General features: G+C 57.4%; 16 protein-coding genes. All 16 read left to right on the forward strand.

The annotated features are described in order from the left end of the window. The first annotated feature begins 14 nt into the window (after positions 1 to 14). The gene (gene asnB / locus WDB66_RS03025) at positions 15 to 1,940 is read left to right on the forward strand and encodes an asparagine synthase (glutamine-hydrolyzing) (RefSeq protein WP_339397050.1); all 1,926 of its coding nucleotides are present in this window, start codon (positions 15 to 17) and stop codon (positions 1,938 to 1,940) included. Further along, positions 1,937 to 3,175: a glycosyltransferase family protein gene (locus WDB66_RS03030; protein ID WP_339397051.1), complete on the forward strand. Its 1,239-nt coding sequence runs from the start codon at positions 1,937 to 1,939 to the stop codon at positions 3,173 to 3,175. The genes asnB and WDB66_RS03030 overlap by 4 nt, the downstream gene beginning before the upstream one ends. Before the next feature lie 494 nt (positions 3,176 to 3,669). After that, positions 3,670 to 5,187, forward strand: a complete 1,518-nt coding sequence (locus tag WDB66_RS03035) for a DUF8712 domain-containing protein (RefSeq protein WP_339397052.1) — start codon at positions 3,670 to 3,672, stop codon at positions 5,185 to 5,187. Then, on the forward strand, positions 5,184 to 6,263 hold the full coding sequence (locus tag WDB66_RS03040; protein WP_339397053.1) for a CgeB family protein: 1,080 nt from the start codon (positions 5,184 to 5,186) through the stop codon (positions 6,261 to 6,263). Before WDB66_RS03035 ends, WDB66_RS03040 begins: the two co-directional genes overlap by 4 nt. Positions 6,264 to 6,275: 12 nt before the next feature. Further along, positions 6,276 to 7,445 carry a glycosyltransferase family 4 protein gene (locus tag WDB66_RS03045; RefSeq protein ID WP_339397054.1) on the forward strand — a complete coding sequence of 390 codons (1,170 nt, stop codon included), beginning with the start codon at positions 6,276 to 6,278 and terminating at the stop codon, positions 7,443 to 7,445. Between the two features lie 2 nt (positions 7,446 to 7,447). Further along, complete coding sequence (locus tag WDB66_RS03050; RefSeq protein WP_339397055.1) at positions 7,448 to 8,434, forward strand: glycosyltransferase family 4 protein; 987 nt, start codon at positions 7,448 to 7,450, stop codon at positions 8,432 to 8,434. Next, a complete protein-coding gene (locus WDB66_RS03055) occupies positions 8,431 to 9,570 on the forward strand; it encodes a glycosyltransferase (protein WP_339397056.1) in 1,140 nt (379 codons plus the stop codon). The genes WDB66_RS03050 and WDB66_RS03055 overlap by 4 nt, the downstream gene beginning before the upstream one ends. Beyond that, a complete protein-coding gene (locus tag WDB66_RS03060; RefSeq protein WP_339397057.1) occupies positions 9,570 to 10,496 on the forward strand; it encodes a class I SAM-dependent methyltransferase in 927 nt (308 codons plus the stop codon). The genes WDB66_RS03055 and WDB66_RS03060 overlap by 1 nt, the downstream gene beginning before the upstream one ends. Positions 10,497 to 10,501: 5 nt before the next feature. Continuing rightward, positions 10,502 to 11,389, forward strand: coding sequence for a glycosyltransferase family 2 protein (locus WDB66_RS03065; protein WP_339397058.1), 888 nt, complete (start codon positions 10,502 to 10,504; stop codon positions 11,387 to 11,389). Between the two features lie 7 nt (positions 11,390 to 11,396). After that, positions 11,397 to 13,577, forward strand: coding sequence for a bi-domain-containing oxidoreductase (locus tag WDB66_RS03070; protein ID WP_339397059.1), 2,181 nt, complete (start codon positions 11,397 to 11,399; stop codon positions 13,575 to 13,577). A gap of 122 nt (positions 13,578 to 13,699) precedes the next feature. Continuing rightward, positions 13,700 to 13,948: a type II toxin-antitoxin system Y4mF family antitoxin gene (locus WDB66_RS03075; RefSeq protein WP_339397060.1), complete on the forward strand. Its 249-nt coding sequence runs from the start codon at positions 13,700 to 13,702 to the stop codon at positions 13,946 to 13,948. Next, positions 13,945 to 15,204 (forward strand): type II toxin-antitoxin system HipA family toxin, encoded by a 1,260-nt coding sequence (locus WDB66_RS03080; protein ID WP_339397061.1) that lies wholly within the window; start codon positions 13,945 to 13,947, stop codon positions 15,202 to 15,204. The genes WDB66_RS03075 and WDB66_RS03080 overlap by 4 nt, the downstream gene beginning before the upstream one ends. Positions 15,205 to 15,226: 22 nt before the next feature. Next, positions 15,227 to 16,318 (forward strand): non-hydrolyzing UDP-N-acetylglucosamine 2-epimerase, encoded by a 1,092-nt coding sequence (wecB, locus tag WDB66_RS03085; RefSeq protein ID WP_339397062.1) that lies wholly within the window; start codon positions 15,227 to 15,229, stop codon positions 16,316 to 16,318. A gap of 120 nt (positions 16,319 to 16,438) precedes the next feature. Next, a complete protein-coding gene (locus WDB66_RS03090) occupies positions 16,439 to 16,831 on the forward strand; it encodes a type II toxin-antitoxin system RelE family toxin (protein WP_339397063.1) in 393 nt (130 codons plus the stop codon). Beyond that, the gene (locus WDB66_RS03095) at positions 16,776 to 17,267 is read left to right on the forward strand and encodes a helix-turn-helix domain-containing protein (protein WP_339397064.1); all 492 of its coding nucleotides are present in this window, start codon (positions 16,776 to 16,778) and stop codon (positions 17,265 to 17,267) included. Before WDB66_RS03090 ends, WDB66_RS03095 begins: the two co-directional genes overlap by 56 nt. Further along, complete coding sequence (locus WDB66_RS03100; protein WP_339397066.1) at positions 17,264 to 17,716, forward strand: DUF6941 family protein; 453 nt, start codon at positions 17,264 to 17,266, stop codon at positions 17,714 to 17,716. Before WDB66_RS03095 ends, WDB66_RS03100 begins: the two co-directional genes overlap by 4 nt. The last annotated feature ends 107 nt before the right edge of the window (positions 17,717 to 17,823 follow it).

A 17,823-nucleotide genomic window follows, 5' to 3' on the forward strand; every position in this document is an offset into this window, starting at 1 on the left:
GAGATTATTTAATAATGTGTGGAATTGCAGGGATCATTGGTTCGCCCGTTGACAGCTGCGTCCTCGGTGCCATGCTGGATGCCGAGATCCATCGGGGTCCAGATGGGTATGGTGTTTGGGAGATGGTGCTCGATCAGGACAAGCATATTCTTTTGGGTCACCGTCGCCTCTCCATTCTCGACCTGTCCGATGCAGGCGCACAGCCAATGAGGGACGCCAGCGGTGACTTCGTGCTGACGTATAATGGCGAAATCTACAACTATCTGGAAGTCCGGGCAGAACTTGTGGCATTAGGAGCAGTATTCCGCTCCCACACAGATACCGAGGTATTGTTAGAGGCCTACAAGCGCTGGGGTACGGACTGCCTGCAGCGCTTCAATGGCATGTTCGCCTTTGTGCTTTATGACCGGCTACGCGGCGTGCTGTTCTGTGCCCGCGACCGCTACGGGGAAAAACCGTTCCTGTTCGGTGTCGGCCGCGACTTCTTTGCCTTCGCCTCAGAGTACAAGGCGTTGCTGCAGCATCCGGGGTTGTCGCTGGACTATGACGAACTGCGCCTGGTGCGCGCTGCCTATAGGCCGAGCACTGGGCTGGACGGTGACCGTCAGACCGTTTTCAACGATGTCCAGCAACTGTTGCCCGGCGAGGCGATGGAGGTGGATGTCCGCACCCTAAAGCGCCGCATCTGGCAGTACTGGGCCTTGCAGCCGGGCAGTGGCGGTGTGGTGTTGGACGAGCGCGAGGTCTTCACCCATTTTCGCGAGTTGCTGGTGGACGCGGTGCGGCTGCGCATGCGCAGCGACGTGCCGGTGGGTTCGTGCCTGTCCGGTGGCTTGGACTCCAGCGCTATCGTCTGTATTGCTCGTCAGTTGCTGGGCCAGGACGCCGACTACCACACCTTCACCGGCCGCTTCCCCGGAACCGCCGCCGACGAATGGGTCTACGCCTCCCAGGTGGTCGATGCCACCGGTGTGCACAGCCACGTAGTAGAGCCGACCGTGGACGGGTTCATCGCCGAGTTGCCCACGTTCGTCTGGTACAACGAACTGCCGGTGGGCAGTTCCAGCCAATACGCGCAATGGAACGTGTTCCGGCTGGCCAGCCAGCACGGAGTGACGGTGCTGCTGGATGGGCAGGGTGCCGACGAGACTCTGGGCGGCTACGAGCAGTATTTCGCGCGCTACGTGGAAGCTTTGCGGGAGCAAGGTGATAGCCGCCGGCTGGCACGGGAGTTGCCGCGTATTCGCGAGCGCTACCCGCTTGCACTGGTGCCTCCGGCACGCGCATTACGCGACCGGCTGCCATTCCGTGTCCGGCACGTGTTGTCCAATCGCTTGGGCATCGGCACGAGCCTGTTGTATGGGCTACGACCGGGCCTAGCCCATCAGGTCGCTAATGATGCGGCTCTGCCGCGGTTGTCCTCGTTCAACCCATTGGCCAGTGCGTTGGCCCAGGATACCTTTGGGCGATATTTAACCACTTTGCTGCGCTACGGTGACCGTAACTCCATGGCACATTCGCGTGAAGTACGGTTACCGTTCTGCGACCATCGTATCGCCGAGTTCGTGGCCAGCTTGCCGCCGCACCTGTTGATGGGTGAAATTCAGACCAAGCGCCTGTTGCGCGAGTCGATGCGCGGCATCCTGCCCGAGGGCATCCGCACGCGCTGGAACAAGCAGGGCTTCCGCCCGCCACAGGATCTGTGGTTCCAGTCACCCGCGTTGTTGGCGCAGGTCCGTGACATCTTCAACAGCGCGGCTTTCCGTGACAGCCCCTATTGGATTGCCGGCTGGTGGCAACGAGCGCTGGGCCGGGTGGAACAAGGCGAACTGGGCCTGGGCTGGACGCTATGGCATCCGTTCATGGTCGAGCAATGGAAACTGCACTTTTTGGAGCCATTGCGCGCCAGCCGGGAGCGTATGCAACAGGAACAGCCATGAAGCTGGTTTTTATCAATCATGTCCACCCAGATACGCCACACGTGTCCGCGATGCGCATGTACTACTTTGCCAAAGCAATGGCCTCGCGAGGGCACCAAGTCGTGCTGCTAACCGGCGAATCCCCCGTACAGCCGGGACATTGCCTAGATGCAAGTGAAATCACGTCGGTGATCGTCACCCACAACTGGACCAAGCCGCTGGTACTGTCGGTAGGCGAACACGCCGTGTCTACCCGCCCACAAGGGGCGGAGAGTCTGCCACCGCTGATACGAAGGATAAGGACCGCTTGGCGTCTATTGGGTGGCGATGGTGTTCACGGTCAGTGGGTGGCCAACGCATGGCCCATTCTCGAAAAGATAGCCGAGGCATTCGATCCCGACCTGGCCTGGGCCACATTCGGCAACACCAGCAATCTCCAACTTGGGCAGTGGCTGGCGCAGCGGGTGGGTTGCCCTTGGGTGGCTGACATCAAGGACAATTGGTACGGATATATTCCGAAGGGTTTGCGCCACGCGGTGGCATGGCGTTTCCGGGACGCAGCGGGCATGACTTCAAATGCGTGGCTGCATCTGCAAGCTGCCGAGTCCTGGGGCAAGTCGAAGCCTAAAAAAGTCATCTATAGTGGTGTTGCCGAGGCATTCTACCAGGTTCCAGCGAATGATCAGAGTGATCGATTTCGCGATGTTTTGCTGGTTGGAAGTATCCGCTCAACTACGAAGCTGCATGTGCTCCTCTCAGCATTGAAGCAGTGGGCAGAAGCACTGCCGGTATGTGGTCAGGAGCGCCTTCGACTAGTGTACGCGGGTACGGATTCCCGGCAATTCAATGAGGCTGTGCATCAAATTCTGCTGCCGTGTACTGTGATGAACATGGGGCAACGACCGCTGGAGGAACTAGCACGAATGACGCAACAATCGTTAATGAATTGTTATCTTACTAGTGATGTGTCTTTTCATCACAAGTTACTAGAGCTTTTGGTCGCGGGTCGACCGGTGGTGTGTTTCCCCCGTGAACATCCGGAGAGCAGGCAATTGGCTGGGGGTAGCACTACCGGGTTCCATGAATGTGCGACTCTCGATGAACTGGTGACGGCTTTCGATACGCTATGGAAGGAGCGAGCGGCTCCGACGGCGTCAAATCAGTTGCCTGCTTGGCGTTGGGATGATTTCTCCGTTGAACTTGAAAAGTTTTTTGCTAGCCTCGTTCAAACGGGACGAGAGCAGCGTATGTCATAGCTGGGTACGTGGAATTGTGGGGTCGAAAAGAGCGTCGGTTGCGTATAGTCGATGTTGTAGCGCATCACAAATATAGCGGTCATGACAACGAAAGCACTTACGGTATGGCGAGGACATGGGCATGACCATGACTCCGGTACTTGTTGAATCCAATCTATCAATTGGATTCATGGGATCTGGTTAGCCCTATCTCTTAGCTATGAGGATTGCTCGTCAAGCACAGAACCCCTTCCAAATAAGGCTTGTAGCGTCTCAGATCGAAAAATGGTTGATGGTAGAACGGCAAGAGTGTTACTTCGACCGGAGAGCGTCTGTCTGCTTCGCTTTCAGGGAGTCCTCGGATGTGAGGGATAGGGCTAATCAGCTTATGGGAAGCGGAAAGCACATGTGCAATACGGGGCGAGACAAATTGAGGGGTGAGGGATTGTGCACTACGTAGGTACTCCTGTGAGGGGTTCTGTGAGAATATTTATGGGGTTGCTATGGCAGGTGTAATGTCAAGCAGCCCCTTGCAGAAGTCGATGGGGCCGACTTTTAAGTCCATCCACTTCAATGCTAGGCACCTCATTGAGACGCTGCTGCTTTCGGGAGTTGTCTACGGATCCTTTCTGCTGTTGGCATTTCTTTTTTCTAGAGTAGGAATAGCCGACCACCTGAGCCTTGCCGTGGTGCACCTGGGAGGAGCTGCGGCGTTGCTGACCTGTTGGCGGTTTGGGCGTTGGGGGCGGGCAAGGGTGGTTAGTTTTGGTGCGGCGCTGCTATTGATCGGGACGGCTTTCAGACTGCACGCTGCAGTTGATGCGGTGGTTTATGGGACTCGTGTTGAAAACATGTACCGGTACTGGGCGATTCCAATATCTGATCCAGTAATCGACCTTCTATTGAAAGGGGAGTTGATCACGGTGACAGGCATGCTGCTGGTGGCATGCAGCTGGCGACTCAGTGTTGGGAGTCGGGTCGAGCAGTTCTCGTTCCTTGAAAATGTTCGCCAAGTACCTGTCAGGGTGGCATGGCTGGTTTATATTTCGGCGATGATGGTTGATGTCACCGATAAATTGTTTGGAATAAGTTTTGGCCCATTTAGTCAGATACTTTCTTTGCTGTTTGGCTTTGGTGTCGCCGCCATCTACTTCATCGCAAGAGTCAAGGAGCAGGTGGTGCGCCAAGTAGTGACAGCTAGTTTGCTGGCATTGCCGATGTTCATTTTAGCTATTGGAAGCGGGATGAAAGAGGAGATGTTGTTTCCCTTCATCCCTGCCGCAGTTCTGTATTGGATGGGTTTCAATAATGTTGTGGCTCGAGTGGCGGCAATAATAATGGGATTCGTTCTGCTGGCTTTTTCACAGTTATATGTGCAATACGTGCGGGAGGCAACTTGGGGAAGCGCAGGGCAGTTGGATGTATCAAGAGGAGAGTTGATTGAGGGTTTTAGTGACCAGGTTGACACTGAACAATCCACGGATGCGATAAATAGCATCAGTTCCAGAATCAACCAAACTATTGCACACGCCACAACGACAACTTTGGCCGATAATAAAGGTCATGAACCTATGGAGGTATTTGGTCCAATTCCTGCGAGCGTGATCCCTCGAGCGTTATGGCGGGGCAAACCAGTGTTGCAACCTGGGGCCATGCATACCGCGCGCATTCTTGGGGGGCACATCCCCTTGTCTCAGATAACTTCTGCCACTGCCGCCGGCTTCTTTACGGAGATGTACTTGGGTGGTTGGTGGTTGGGTGTGGTCCTTGGCAGCATTATCTACGGCGTCATGTTGGCGGGGGCGCAGAAATGGGTATTACGCACCGACTCTGGATTTTCGCACCAGGCACTCTGCTTCATCACCCTGTACTGGACACTCCGTTTTGATGAAAACCATGTGGTGTATGCCTACACAGCCATCATTTTTACGGTTGTTTTTATCTGGATGCTGGGGGCGGCCACCAAGGCAATGGGGTTACGCCGCACACGGCCAGTAGAGAGTCAGATCCCGAGGAGGCCAAATATAATATGAGTAATGAGAATAACGGTATGATGCGAAAGCCGGTCATGGTATTTGCCGGTAACTTTCGCCTTGGCTCAACCGAAAGTGGATTGGCGGATGGCTTTCGACGGGCCGGATGGGCCGTGCAAGAAGTAGATATTCGTCAATTTTCATCAGGATCGCGAAAGTCAATAATTTCGCGAATTGCTTCTCGTGTTGCCACTATGGGGTGGGAAAAGTCCTATCGAGAGGCGGTTCTCAAGGAATGTAAATTTTTACGGCCAGACGTCGTGTTCTTTGTAAAAGGCCAAGGGGTGACAAATGGGTTTCTTAGGGATCTGAAATTGCATTCATCCCACGCTGCTGTCTATTATCCAGACGTATCATTCAATCACCCTCAACTGCACTTGGACTCACTTTCGGGCTATGACTTATTTGCGACAACCAAATCTTTCCATGTTGAATGGCTACAAGAGCGTATAGGAAGAGAAAAAACCGTATGGGTGCCTCACGGATACACGGATAGACTTCACTCTCCAATCTATTCCCACCTAAATGACGATAGCAGGGATTCCGATGTTCTGTATGCGGGGAATTTCTCGGAATACAAGAAGGAATGGATGTCGGGATTGATAGAAGATAATCGAGATGCGAGATTTATAATAATTGGCAACAGGTGGGAATCTGAGCTTGATCTACCGAAAGAGTCATTTCTTGGCGAGGTCTCGGGCGTTGGCTATGCCAAGTCAATTCAGATGACCAAGATAAATATTGCACTCCATTTCGGAAAGACGGACTCCCAGTGGCAGGATCTGGTATCCAGGCGGACGTTTGAAATTCCGGCATGCAAGGGCTTCATGTTGCACATAGATAATGATGAGGTTCGTAACCTATTTGACGTAGGAACTGAGATCGACGTCTTTTCGTCGAAAGAAGAGTTGAGCGATAAAGTTAAGTACTATTTGGCAAATCCATCTATTCGAGAGCGAATGACGGAGCGTGCCTACACTCGCTGTGTTCCGGCATACGGCCACGTTAATCGCGCAATGGCGATAACAGAAGCAATGGTCGAGAAAGGAATGATTTCATCTACAATTTCTCAGTAGGGCTGGCGACTCATGAAGTATAGATTGGTGATCCTTGTCAGCCACCCTATTCAGTACTATGCGCCACTCTATAGAGAGTTGGTCGCACGAGATAATATTGATGTGCATGTGGTTTACCTGAGCGACACGGGAGCCAACGCCTACCACGACGTCAATTTTGGTCGAACCATCTCTTGGGATATCCCGCTTCTAGATGGTTATCCGCATAGCATCCTTCAACCCGGGATTGACCTTCAAGGGCTTTCGTTTATCCAAAAGAGCTCACCAGGGCTCAAGGAAACTCTGCAAAACCTGAGTCCTGACGCTCTTTTAGTGTACGGGTATGCAAGCCGGATGAACTGGGAGGCGGTGCGCTGGGCAGCCAAGAATCGCACTCGAGTCCTTTACACAAGCGATTCAAACGCCAACAACCCACGAGATCGACTGAAGGCATGTGCGAAGTATTTTATCGTCAGGAAATTCTTCGTGAACGTTGATGCCTTTCTCTGCACTAGCGAGGCAAACGTTGAGTACGTTAAGCGGTATGGGGCCCCTGAAAAAACGATCTTCCGACAACCTTTTTCTGTCGATGTTTCTCGGTTCTCAGCAGAGGCGCCTGATCCGGAATCGGACAGAGAGTTCGATTTTATTTGGGCCGGAAAGTTTATGCATCGCAAACGCCCGCAGGATTTTATCCTAGCCCTTGATGCTGTTGCAAAAGGGTCTGATGTGAAAATCAATGCAGTACTTGCGGGAGATGGTCCGCTGCTTGATTCGGTCAAGGAGATGGCGATCGAACTTCCTTCAAATGTGCGCGTGCAATTTGCTGGTTTTGTGAATCAATCGGCTATGCCACAGATGCTGCAGCAGGCGCATGCTTTTGCCTTTACATCGGAATCGGAGCCATACGGACTAATTGCAACGGAAGCTGCCGCTGCCGGCCTGGCGTTAATCGTGGCCGAAGGTATCGGGTGTGTTGGGGATACGGTGTTAGCGCAGCCTAATGTGAATGCACTGATCTATCCGCCGGGCAACATAGACGCTCTTTCCCGGGCGATGCTCAGACTGCTGACGGAGAAGGGCACATTGATCAGAATGCAGCAAGCCAGCCGTGAGATCGCACAAGAGCACGACATTCCTAGCGCAGCAGCCGTCATCGAGAAGGCCGTTTGTGACGTAGTGACTAATAGTCATCGGAAGTGACTTTGAACGTTACCCACTACATGCGCCAGCCGCGGTCCAATGTGTTCAGCATTGAACGCCTATACGACGACGTGCGGGAGGCGCTTCCTGGCGATATTCACGCAAACGTCTGGATATGCAGGGAGCCATCTTCAGGATTATTGCCACGCTTGCGCGACGCATGGGCTGCGCGCAAGGTGCAAGCTGATGTGAATCACGTCACTGGTGACACCCATTACTTAACCTACTTCCTCAACCGCCAGCGAACCCTGTTGACGGTCCACGACCTAGTGGCACTGGACAGGTCGCGTGGACTGAAACGATTCCTACTGTGGTTGTTCTGGTACTGGCTTCCGATCAAGCGTAGCCGGCTGGTGGTCACCATTTCCGTGAAGACCAAGCAGTCTCTTCTATCAGCTGTTCGCTGTGACCCGGGGAAGGTTGTCGTAATTCACAACCCAGTATCCGACGAGTTCAGGCCTTTGCCCAAAGCCTTCAACGTCACGCATCCGCGCATTTTGCAGATCGGTACCAAGCCGAACAAGAATTTGGAGCGTGTAGCGGAAGCTCTCGCTGGCTTGCCCTGCACCTTGGTCATAGTCGGCAAGCTGACAGCACAACAGGAAGCTGTTCTGGCCCAACACAGGGTCACGATTGAGAATCATGTTGGTTTGAGCCGAGGGGAGTTGTTGAGTCAGTATGAGCAGGCAGACCTGCTGATGTTCGCTTCTCTGTATGAGGGTTTTGGTCTTCCAATTGTAGAAGCAAATGCTGTGGGCCGCCCTGTCATTACCAGTAGTCTTTCGCCAATGCCCGAAGTTGCCGGAGATGCTGCTCTGTTTGTGGATCCGTTTGACGTACAAAGTATTCGCCAAAGCGTTATTGCGCTGATGCGAGATGCTGCGCTCCGGGACAGATTGGTGGCAGCGGGCTTCCACAATGCGAAACGATTCTCATCTCGGCGAGTAGCTGAGCACTATGCTTCGATATACCGAAGCATTGCGTCATGAAGCTGATTCACGTTTTGCCCCATATCAACGTCGAAGCCTCCGGCCCGTCCTACTCAGTACCGCGCCTTTGTCAATCGCTTGCCGGGCGCGGTCACCAAGTGACGTTGTCGTGCCTGCATGCCGGGCGGGAGATCCCAGGGGTAGAGCTGTCCGTGCACCCACAGTGGCCTGTGCTGCGTCGTTTTGCTATTTCGCCTGGCCATGCCCGGGCATTGGCGGGGGCAGCGAGGCAGGTAGATATCGTGCACAACCACAGCCTGTGGTCGATGGTGAATGTTGCTTCGGGTTGGGTGGTGCCTGGAAAGCGGGCAAAACTGGTGACTTCGCCTCGCGGCACCTTGTCCGAATGGGCGCTTTCGCTCAGCAAGCGGCGCAAGCAACTGCTGTGGCCGGTGCAGAAGCGCGCGCTTTCGAGGGCTGATCTGTTGCACGCGACCAGCGGGGAAGAATACGCCGACATCCGTCGAGCCGGTTTCACTGCGCCCGTGGCCATCATCCCAAATGGGATCGACCTTCCCCCAATGCTCGCCACTCGGATACAGAGTGAGGGCGTGCGAACTCTATTATTCCTGTCTCGCATCCACCCCACGAAAGGCATTGAGCGGCTTCTGGATGCCTGGGCACCACTTGAACACCGCCATCAGGATTGGCAACTGAAGATCGTAGGCCCAGGGGAAGCCGACTACATCGCTGGGCTACAGGCGCAGGTCGAACGTATCGGTGCACGTCGAGTCGTGTTTCCAGGACCTCTGTACGGACAGGACAAGGCAGCCGCCTACCGCAATGCGGACCTGTTTGTGCTGCCCACACACTCGGAAAATTTCGGTATGGCCGTGGCCGAGTCGCTTGCATACGAATGCCCTGCCATAGTGGCTCGCGGTGCGCCATGGTCGGGGCTGGAAACTGAAGGATGTGGCTGGTGGATTCCCAACGACGTGGACAGTCTGCGTGCCACCCTGGATATCGCCATGTCGCTCCCCAGAAGTCAACTCCACGACATGGGTGCGAAAGGTCGCCTTTGGATGCAACGGGACTTTTCGTGGGATGCGATCGCCGCGAGTATGGAGGCTGCCTATCAATGGATTGGTGAAGGTGGGACGCGTCCGCCCTGTGTTCACGAGGTGGGGAGTATGTGATGAGCGGTATGGGAGGCACCTGTCGTGTATGCGGAAGTGCGTTGCTCGAGTGGCGACGCCCTTGGTTATCATTTAAATGGGGAAGATGTGGGATTTGCTGTTCTGTTCAAAAAATCATCAGTGAATTGGAGTATTGGAATCTCAATCCTTCGTATGATCCCGGCTATCAGTCTGGTAACACTGATTTATCGGACTTACTTGTGCGCATGGATGTAGATGGAAAGGAGAAGCTGCTTAGGAAGTTTTTTCCTGAGGTGAGGGCGGGGGGGCGACTGCTCGATATAGGCTGTGGGATGGGGGGGTTCCTGCTTGCGGGGATGCGTGCAGGGCTTAAAGTAAGAGGGGTGGAGCCGAGCGCCTCTCATAGCAAAGCGGCAACTGAGTTGTTCGATTTGGACGTGGTCTCCGGATACTATAAAAAGGGGATGTTTGAGGAAAAGTTTGACATTGTAATTTTGTCGCATGTAATCGAGCATATCTATCAGCCTGGTGAGTTTCTTGAATGTGTTGTGGACGCACTTGCCCCTGGTGGAAGGCTTCTTGTGATAACGCCAAATGCTCAGGCACTGACTGCAAAGCTATGCGGAAGATACTGGTCAATGTACAAGCCGATCGATCATGTCACGATGATTGGGAGCTCGGCTGTTGAATACCTTGTTCCAAACGGAACGAGCCTTGAATTGATCCGTACGAATGAATGGAGTGGAGAGTTTGCCGCACACTTGATCTCCGCAATTCGTACTTTCCTTCGTCCGGAAGTTGCGAATGTGGAATCTACTGGACATGCCTCATCTACAAAGCAATCGACGCTGAGTTCGACGCTTCGGATAGCTCTGGCCGTATTTTCACTTCCATTTAAGTGGGTGGGTCGCTTGACCGGACGTCAATCATGTCTCTACTTTGTTCTGAAGAAAGAAGGAAAGTAGTGGCAATGGCAGTCCGAGAAGAAAAATGGCCTGTTCCGATTGCTGTAATTATGATCTCACTGAATGAGGCCCATAATATGGCAGCGGTTTTGGATAACCTTAAAGGTTGGGCACAGGAGGTGTTCCTGGTAGACAGTTACAGCGCCGACGACACGGTGGATATCGCTTTGGCTAATGGTGTGCATGTGGTTCAGAGGAAATTCCGTGGGTTCGGTGACCAGTGGAACTTTGCACTGAAGAGCCTGCCGATTACTGCACCATGGACGATGAAGCTGGATCCAGATGAGCGGTTGACTGCGGAACTGAAGAGTTCAATTGAAGAAGCGGTCGCAGAAGGGCGCGCGGATGGCTTCTCGCTGGATCGAAGGCTGTGGTTCATGGGCAAGGCGTTGCCTGTGCGGCAGAACATTCTGCGAGTGTGGAAAACCGGGCAGTGCAGGTTTACCGATGTTGCTGTCAATGAGCATCCGATTGTTGAGGGGCGGGTCTTGAAGGTTTCGGGAGTAATGGAGCATCACGACAGCCCGAACCTTCATCACTGGTACCACAAGCAGAATCAGTACTCGTCGGCAGAGGCTGCTCGGATTGTGGCGAAGTCCGGATTTGCACAAACGCCCGCGCTATTGGGAACCCCGCTGCAGCGTCGTATGTGGGTGAAGAAGTGGTTTGACCGCGTTCCCTTCAGGTTCTTCGGTGTTTTTGTGTACTACTACCTGTTCCGTGGCCTTTGGCGAGCAGGGTGGACTGGATACGCATGGTCTCGATTGCGGTCGCACGTCTACATGATGCGCCACTTCAAGGCAGTAGAGATGGATCGCCTTGGCCAGAGTTCCTACACCAAAGTTGCCAGCGGAACTGGGGCTGCTGATAGCCGCGTCGCACAATTCGATTGAGCATTTGATGAAACAGATCCTCCAAAGCCTCAAGGACGGCACCACCCAGCTGGCTGATGTCCCCACTCCGCAGGTATCTACCGGCAGCCTGCTCATCCATACCTCGACCACGCTGGTCTCCGCCGGCACCGAGCGCATGCTGGTGGATTTCGGCAAGGCCAATCTGTTGAACAAGGTGCGCCAGCAACCGGACAAGGTGCGCATGGTGCTGGACAAGGTACGCACCGATGGGCTGGCTACCACGATCGAAGCGGTGCAGAGCAAGCTCGATCAGCCGCTGGCGCTGGGCTACTGCAATGTCGGCGTGGTGGCAGAGCTGGGCCGGGGTGTTGAAGGCTTCGCCGTGGGCGAGCGCGTGGTCAGCAACGGCAAGCACGCCGAGGTGGTGTGCGTGCCGAAGAACCTGTGCGCCAAGATCCCGGACGGCGTGTCGGACGAGGCCGCCTCGTTCACCGTGCTCGCGGCCATCGGCCTGCAGGGCATCCGACTGGTAAATCCGACCATGGGCGAGTGCGTGGTGGTCACGGGTCTGGGCCTGATCGGCCTGGTCACCGTGCAGATGCTGCGCGCGCAGGGCTGCCGGGTGCTGGGCATCGACTTCGATCCGGCGCGGCTGGCGCTGGCACGCCAGTTCGGTGCCGAGGTGGTCAATCCCGGCGCGGGCGAAGACGTGCTGGCCGCAGCCCAGGCTTTCTCCCGCGGCCGCGGCGTGGACGCGGTGATCATCACCGCCTCCACCAAGAGCAACGAGCCGGTCAGCCAGGCCGCGCAGATGTGCCGCAAGCGTGGCCGCATAGTGCTGGTGGGCGTGGTGGGGCTGGAGCTGTCGCGTGCCGATTTCTACGAGAAAGAACTGACGTTTCAGGTCAGCTGCAGCTACGGCCCGGGCCGCTACGACCCTTCCTACGAGGAGGGCGGCAACGACTATCCGGTGGGCTTCGTGCGCTGGACCGAGCAGCGCAACTTCGAGGCCGTGCTGGATCTGATGGCCTCGGGCCAACTGGACGTGGCGCCGCTGGTCTCGCATCGCTTCAGGCTGGAGCAGGCGGTGGAAGCGTACGAGCTGCTGTCCAGCGGCGAGCCTTCGCTCGGGATTGTGTTGCAGTACCCACGAGATGATGCGGCGGGGTTGGGGCGCAGGACGGTTCAGTTGGGTGGCGAATCCTCACCCCAACCCCTCTCCCGGGGGGAGAGGGGCTCTGCATCCGTGGCGTTTTTGGGCGCGGGCAACTATGCAGGGCGGGTGCTGATTCCGGCGTTCAAGGCGGCCGGTGCGTCATTGCGCACCGTGGTGAGCAGCGGCGGTGTGAGTGCGGTGCACTACGGGAAGAAGCATGGCTTTGCCCAGGCTTCGACCGATGCGGCGGCGGTGCTGGAAGATCCTGCCATCGACACCGTAGTGGTGGCCACCCGGCACGATGCGCATGCGCGCCAGGTATTGGCGGCGCTGCGCGCGGGCAAGCATGTGTTCTGCGAGAAGCCGTTGTGTTTGACACTTGAGGAACTGGTGGAGATTGAGGTCGCAGCAAAAAGCGGACCCCCACCCCAACCCTCCCCCGCAGGCGGGAGAGGGAGCGAAAGACCGCTGCTGATGGTGGGCTTCAACCGCCGCTTCGCCCCGCAGGTGGTGAAGATCAAACAGCTGCTGGCCACCGTGGCCGAGCCCAAGAGCTTCGTCATGACCGTCAACGCCGGTGCGATTCCAGCCGACCATTGGACCCAGGACAAGGCCGTGGGCGGCGGGCGCATCGTGGGCGAGGGCTGCCACTTCATCGACCTGCTGCGGCATCTGGCCGGGGCGCCGATCGTGGGGCATCACGCGGTGGCGATGGGTGCGCATCCGGCGGTGGAAATTGCCGACGACAAGGCCACGATTACTTTGCAGTTCGCCGATGGATCGTTCGGCACCGTGCATTATCTGGCCAACGGCGACAAGGGCTTTCCCAAGGAGCGCCTTGAAGTGTTCTGCGCCGGCCGCGTGCTCCAGCTCGACAACTTTCGGAAGCTGAGGGGATGGGGATGGAAGGACTTCAAGAAGATGAACCTTTGGCGCCAGGACAAGGGGCAGGCGGCGTGCGCCAGGGCGTTTGTGGAGGCAGTGAAAGCGGGTTCGCCATCGCCGATCCCGCTGGACGAAGTGATCGAGGTGAGTCGGGTGAGTGTTGAGGTGCAGCGGGATTTGGGCTGAAATGAGGGCCTGGTACGGTGGTGGGTGGGTATCATTTATTCCCGGTCGGGATAAATATCTTGACACAAGTACATGTCTGGATAAATGATCCCGAGCGGGAATGACTGACCTCTATCTGTCTGATGCTCTCCAAATTTTCCCGTACGGGTTCACTAACGGTACTGACCGATGTCAGCACTCTGGGCGCCGCCGTGCGCCAAGCGCGCAAGGTCCACGGCCTGACCCAGGCGGATCTGGCCGGTCTGGCCGGCACCGGCCCCCGCTTCATCAGCGAGCTGGAGCGCGGTAAGGACAGCACCGAGTTGGGCAAGGTGATGGATGTGCTTGCCGTGCTGGGCTTGCGCCTGCTGCTGGCGGGGGGGGACGCATGATCGAACGGCTGGAAGTGGAGCTGTTCGGGCAGCCTGCGGGAACGCTGGAGATTTCCGGGCCCCTGCGCAGCCCGGAGGACTGGGCCTTCACCTATCACGAAGCTTACGTCGGCTCCGGAGCGCCCGCGCTTTCGGTGACGATGCTGGTACGTGAAGCGCCCTGGGTCGGCGCGGTGGCACGCAACTGGTTCTGCAATCTGTTGCCCGAAGGCGCGGTGCGCCAGGCCATCGTGCAGCGGTTGCGTATTCCCCACGACGACTTCAGCCTGCTGGCCGCCATTGGAGGTGAGTGTGCGGGTGCGGTCAGCCTGCGCGTGCCGGGGGCGCCGGCTGAGGCGGCCGACGCGGACGAGACCGATCTGGAAGCGGTCCTGTTCCTGCAGGGTGACGAGGGCGGCGAAGGCAGTTGGGCGCTGGCGGGTACGCCGATGCGGCTGTCTCTGGCCGGCGCACAGGACAAGCTGGCGGTGGTGGCCGAGGATGATGGCCGTCTGCGCCTGCCACACCGGGGCGAGCCCAGCACCCACATCCTGAAGCCGGACAGCCGTCGTTTCCGCGGGTTGCGTGATGCCGAGGCACTGGGCCTGGCGCTGGCACGGGATCTTGGCTTGGATGCTGCGTCCTCGCGATTGGTTGAAGTGCTGGACCGGCCCGCGCTGCTGATCGAGCGCTATGACCGCGTTCGTGTCTCCGACGGCACGCTGCAGCGGCTGCATCAGGAGGATTTCTGCCAGGCGCTGGGCTACCCGGACGGGCTCAAGTACGAAGCAGGTGGCGGGCCGGGTCTGGCCGCCTGTTCGGCCCTGGTGCGTAGGCTGGCTCTGGGCCCCGCTGCGGTGCAGGGCTTGCTGGATTGGGTGGTGTTCAACGCGCTGATTGGCAATGCCGATGCGCACGCCAAGAACCTGTCCCTGCTGTGCGACCGCGACGGGCAACGCAGGCTGGCACCGCTGTACGACCTGGTGCCCACCATCTATCTGCCCGAGTCGCTGGTGGACCGCACGCCTGCCATGCGCATCGGCGATGCTGCTGGCATCGACCAGGTAAGCGCGGATGACTGGACGGCCTTCGCCACGGCGGCGGGCTATCGCAAACCTTATGTGCTCGGCCGGGTGCGCTCACTGGCCGCCATGATTCTGGAGCGTCTGGCGGACGTCGGCGCCGGGGTGGTGGAGCAGGGCGGCGATCCGGAGCGCATGGAGCGGGTGATGGTCGCCGTTGCCGGCAATGTCCGACGCCATATCGACACACTTTGAATCCGTAGGGGAAGTGAACTACATGCTGATCGATATCATCGCGGGCGCACGTCCGAACTTCATGAAGATCGCGCCGATCATCAAAGCGCTGGAGGCGCGCAAGGCCGAGAGCGGGCCGCTGCGCTACCGACTGGTCCACACCGGCCAACACTACGACCCGCGCATGTCGGGGGATTTCTTCGAGCAGCTGGGCATTCCCGAGCCCGATGTGAATCTGGAGGTCGGCTCCGGCACACAGGCCGAGCAGGCGGCGGGGATCATGATCGGTTACGAGAAGCTGCTGCTCGGTGAGCGTAGCGCGCTGTGCCTGGTGGTGGGTGATGTGACTTCGACCATGGCCTGCGCGATCGCGGCGCAGAAGCTGCACGTGCCGGTGGCGCACGTGGAGGCCGGCATCCGCTCCGGCGACTGGGGCATGCCGGAAGAGATCAACCGCATGGTGACCGACGCGATCACCAACTGGTTTTTCACCACCAGCGAGATCGCCAACGCCAACCTGCGCGCGGCTGGTGTAGGCGAGGAGCGCATCTTCTTCGTCGGCAACACCATGATCGACACCCTGCTGGGCAACATGGACCGCCTGCGCCCGCCGGCGTTCGTGGAGGAACTGGGCCTGGAGGCGGGCGGCTACTTCGTGCTGACCCTGCACCGGCCCTCGAACGTGGACGCCACCGGACCGTTTGCCGCGCTGCTGACAGCGATAGGCGAGGGTACGCGCGGGCTGCCGGTGGTGTTCCCGGTGCATCCGCGCACCGCCAAGACGCTGCGTGAGTTGCCGGGTTTCCCCGAGAACATCAAGCTGGTGGATCCGCAGCCCTACCTGGAGTTCAACTGGCTGGTGAAACACGCGAAGGCGGTGATCACCGACTCTGGCGGCATCACGGAAGAGACCACCGTGATGGGCGTACCCTGCATGACCCTGCGCACTACGACAGAGCGGCCGGAAACGATCAGCATCGGTACCAATGAGCTGCTTGGCACCGATCCGGCGTCGCTGGCACCGGCATTGGAGAGACTGTTTGACGGCGGGTGGAAGAAGGGTGGCATTCCCGAGAAGTGGGATGGGAAAACGGCGGTGAGGATTGTGGCCGAATTGGAGCGGCTGCTGTTCTGAGTGCCTTCGATAGCTGAAGGTAGAGCTTGCTTTTGTTATGCAACCGATTGATCGTGAACATTATTTTTCAGTTTTGGGGCGGCAGGCTTCTCTTGTCACTTTTATACCTTGAGCGGTATAGTGTATAGACTTTTCATCCATCAGGATGCTGAAGAGGATCTTGAGCAAATTTGGGACAGCGAGCCGGATGCTGCGGCCCGGATCCTGGTGATGCTAGAGGAGTGCGAGGGCAACCAGGGCCTGTTGGATCGATTGACGCAACACGAGTTCGGTGCTCGCGGAGTCGACGAGTTCAATGTCAGTCGCTGGCAGGAGCGTTGGCACAAGGGGGACAACCTTTGGCGACTCAAGGTCTGGGATCTGGAAGACAAAGATCTCCGCTACCGCATCATCTATGCCTTTATTCCGCAGTCACGGCACTACCATGTGCTTGCGATCGCACCACGAGATTTCAACTATGACCCAAGCCATCCGCTCTACCGGCGCATCATCAACACCTATCAGGAGCTTTGAGCACGCGGGGGAAGGTGTTGTCTTGGAGACCCGCTCTCAAGGCGAGCAATGCAAGGTCTATCGGATCGGTGAGTTTTTGGCCGCTCCGGTGCAAGTACCTGTGCGCCACCGTGCCGTGGGTGATCTGGTCGCCCGCTGGGAAGCCAGTGGTGACAGGCGAGCGGCCATCGCGCGTGCGCGCCAGTGGGTGGCTGGAGTTTTTCACACCGACGAGGGCGTTACTTTGCGCACCTTGCGCATGAACAAGGGCATGTCGCAGAAAAAGTTGGCGGACTTGATCGGGACCAGCCAGCCTCACATCGCCCGGATCGAGGGCGGTGCCGACAACCTGAGCATCGACACCTGCCGTCGGCTTGCGCAGGCGCTGGATATCGATATGAACGCACTGGACGCTGCGCTGAAACAGCAGGAAAGCTTGAAGGCGTCAACCCGATGAAGCCGTATGCGTATGCGATCTATTGCGATGACATACGCCAGGAGATCAGCGGCAAAGTGACCCTGGTCGGGACATATACCGGCTCGCTGCTGGTGCGCTCGTTCCCTGTGACTTTGCCGAAGTTATGTCTGGCGCTGAACGTGGTGACGCCCGTCGAAGGATCATTCGGTGATCTGAAAATCCGGATCACACACAACGAAGTTGTCATTGCCGAAGGCGGCATGACCGCGCCAGACTTGCATGCGGCGTTTGCGGCAACCCGAAATTGTGGTGACGACAACCCGTCAAATGACGGGCGCCAACTGCTTGCTGGCTTCCATTTCATCTTTTCGCCCATTCGCTTGGAAGAGCCAGGTCGCATTCGCGTGCATGTCGAAGCAGGGGGCGAGGAGTTCAAGGCCAATGCATTGCGAATCGAACAGTTGGATGAGGCGGACGCGGCGAACTGAGCCAGCGCTCGCATGATGACTTCGAAGCTCTTCCGGCTCTGGCATACCCTGCGCTGGCTGAAGCCCGTGCAGTTCTATGGGCGTGTGTGGTTCCGGTTGTCACGCCC

Source organism: Denitratimonas organivorans, from assembly GCF_037478135.1.
GTDB lineage: Bacteria > Pseudomonadota > Gammaproteobacteria > Xanthomonadales > Xanthomonadaceae > Denitratimonas.

Bases quoted from the DNA above. Each gene is read 5' to 3' on its own strand.
- WDB66_RS03040 (WP_339397053.1), top strand. From the start codon at position 5,184: ATGAGTAATGAGAATAACGGTATGATGCGAAAGCCGGTCATGGTATTT.
- WDB66_RS03100 (WP_339397066.1), top strand. From the start codon at position 17,264: ATGAAGCCGTATGCGTATGCGATCTATTGCGATGACATACGCCAGGAG.
- WDB66_RS03030 (WP_339397051.1), top strand. From the start codon at position 1,937: ATGAAGCTGGTTTTTATCAATCATGTCCACCCAGATACGCCACACGTG.
- WDB66_RS03060 (WP_339397057.1), top strand. From the start codon at position 9,570: ATGAGCGGTATGGGAGGCACCTGTCGTGTATGCGGAAGTGCGTTGCTC.
- WDB66_RS03070 (WP_339397059.1), top strand. From the start codon at position 11,397: ATGAAACAGATCCTCCAAAGCCTCAAGGACGGCACCACCCAGCTGGCT.
- WDB66_RS03065 (WP_339397058.1), top strand. From the start codon at position 10,502: ATGGCAGTCCGAGAAGAAAAATGGCCTGTTCCGATTGCTGTAATTATG.
- WDB66_RS03080 (WP_339397061.1), top strand. From the start codon at position 13,945: ATGATCGAACGGCTGGAAGTGGAGCTGTTCGGGCAGCCTGCGGGAACG.
- wecB (WP_339397062.1), top strand. From the start codon at position 15,227: ATGCTGATCGATATCATCGCGGGCGCACGTCCGAACTTCATGAAGATC.
- WDB66_RS03045 (WP_339397054.1), top strand. From the start codon at position 6,276: ATGAAGTATAGATTGGTGATCCTTGTCAGCCACCCTATTCAGTACTAT.
- WDB66_RS03095 (WP_339397064.1), top strand. From the start codon at position 16,776: ATGACCCAAGCCATCCGCTCTACCGGCGCATCATCAACACCTATCAGG.
- WDB66_RS03055 (WP_339397056.1), top strand. From the start codon at position 8,431: ATGAAGCTGATTCACGTTTTGCCCCATATCAACGTCGAAGCCTCCGGC.
- WDB66_RS03035 (WP_339397052.1), top strand. From the start codon at position 3,670: ATGTCAAGCAGCCCCTTGCAGAAGTCGATGGGGCCGACTTTTAAGTCC.
- asnB (WP_339397050.1), top strand. From the start codon at position 15: ATGTGTGGAATTGCAGGGATCATTGGTTCGCCCGTTGACAGCTGCGTC.
- WDB66_RS03075 (WP_339397060.1), top strand. From the start codon at position 13,700: ATGCTCTCCAAATTTTCCCGTACGGGTTCACTAACGGTACTGACCGAT.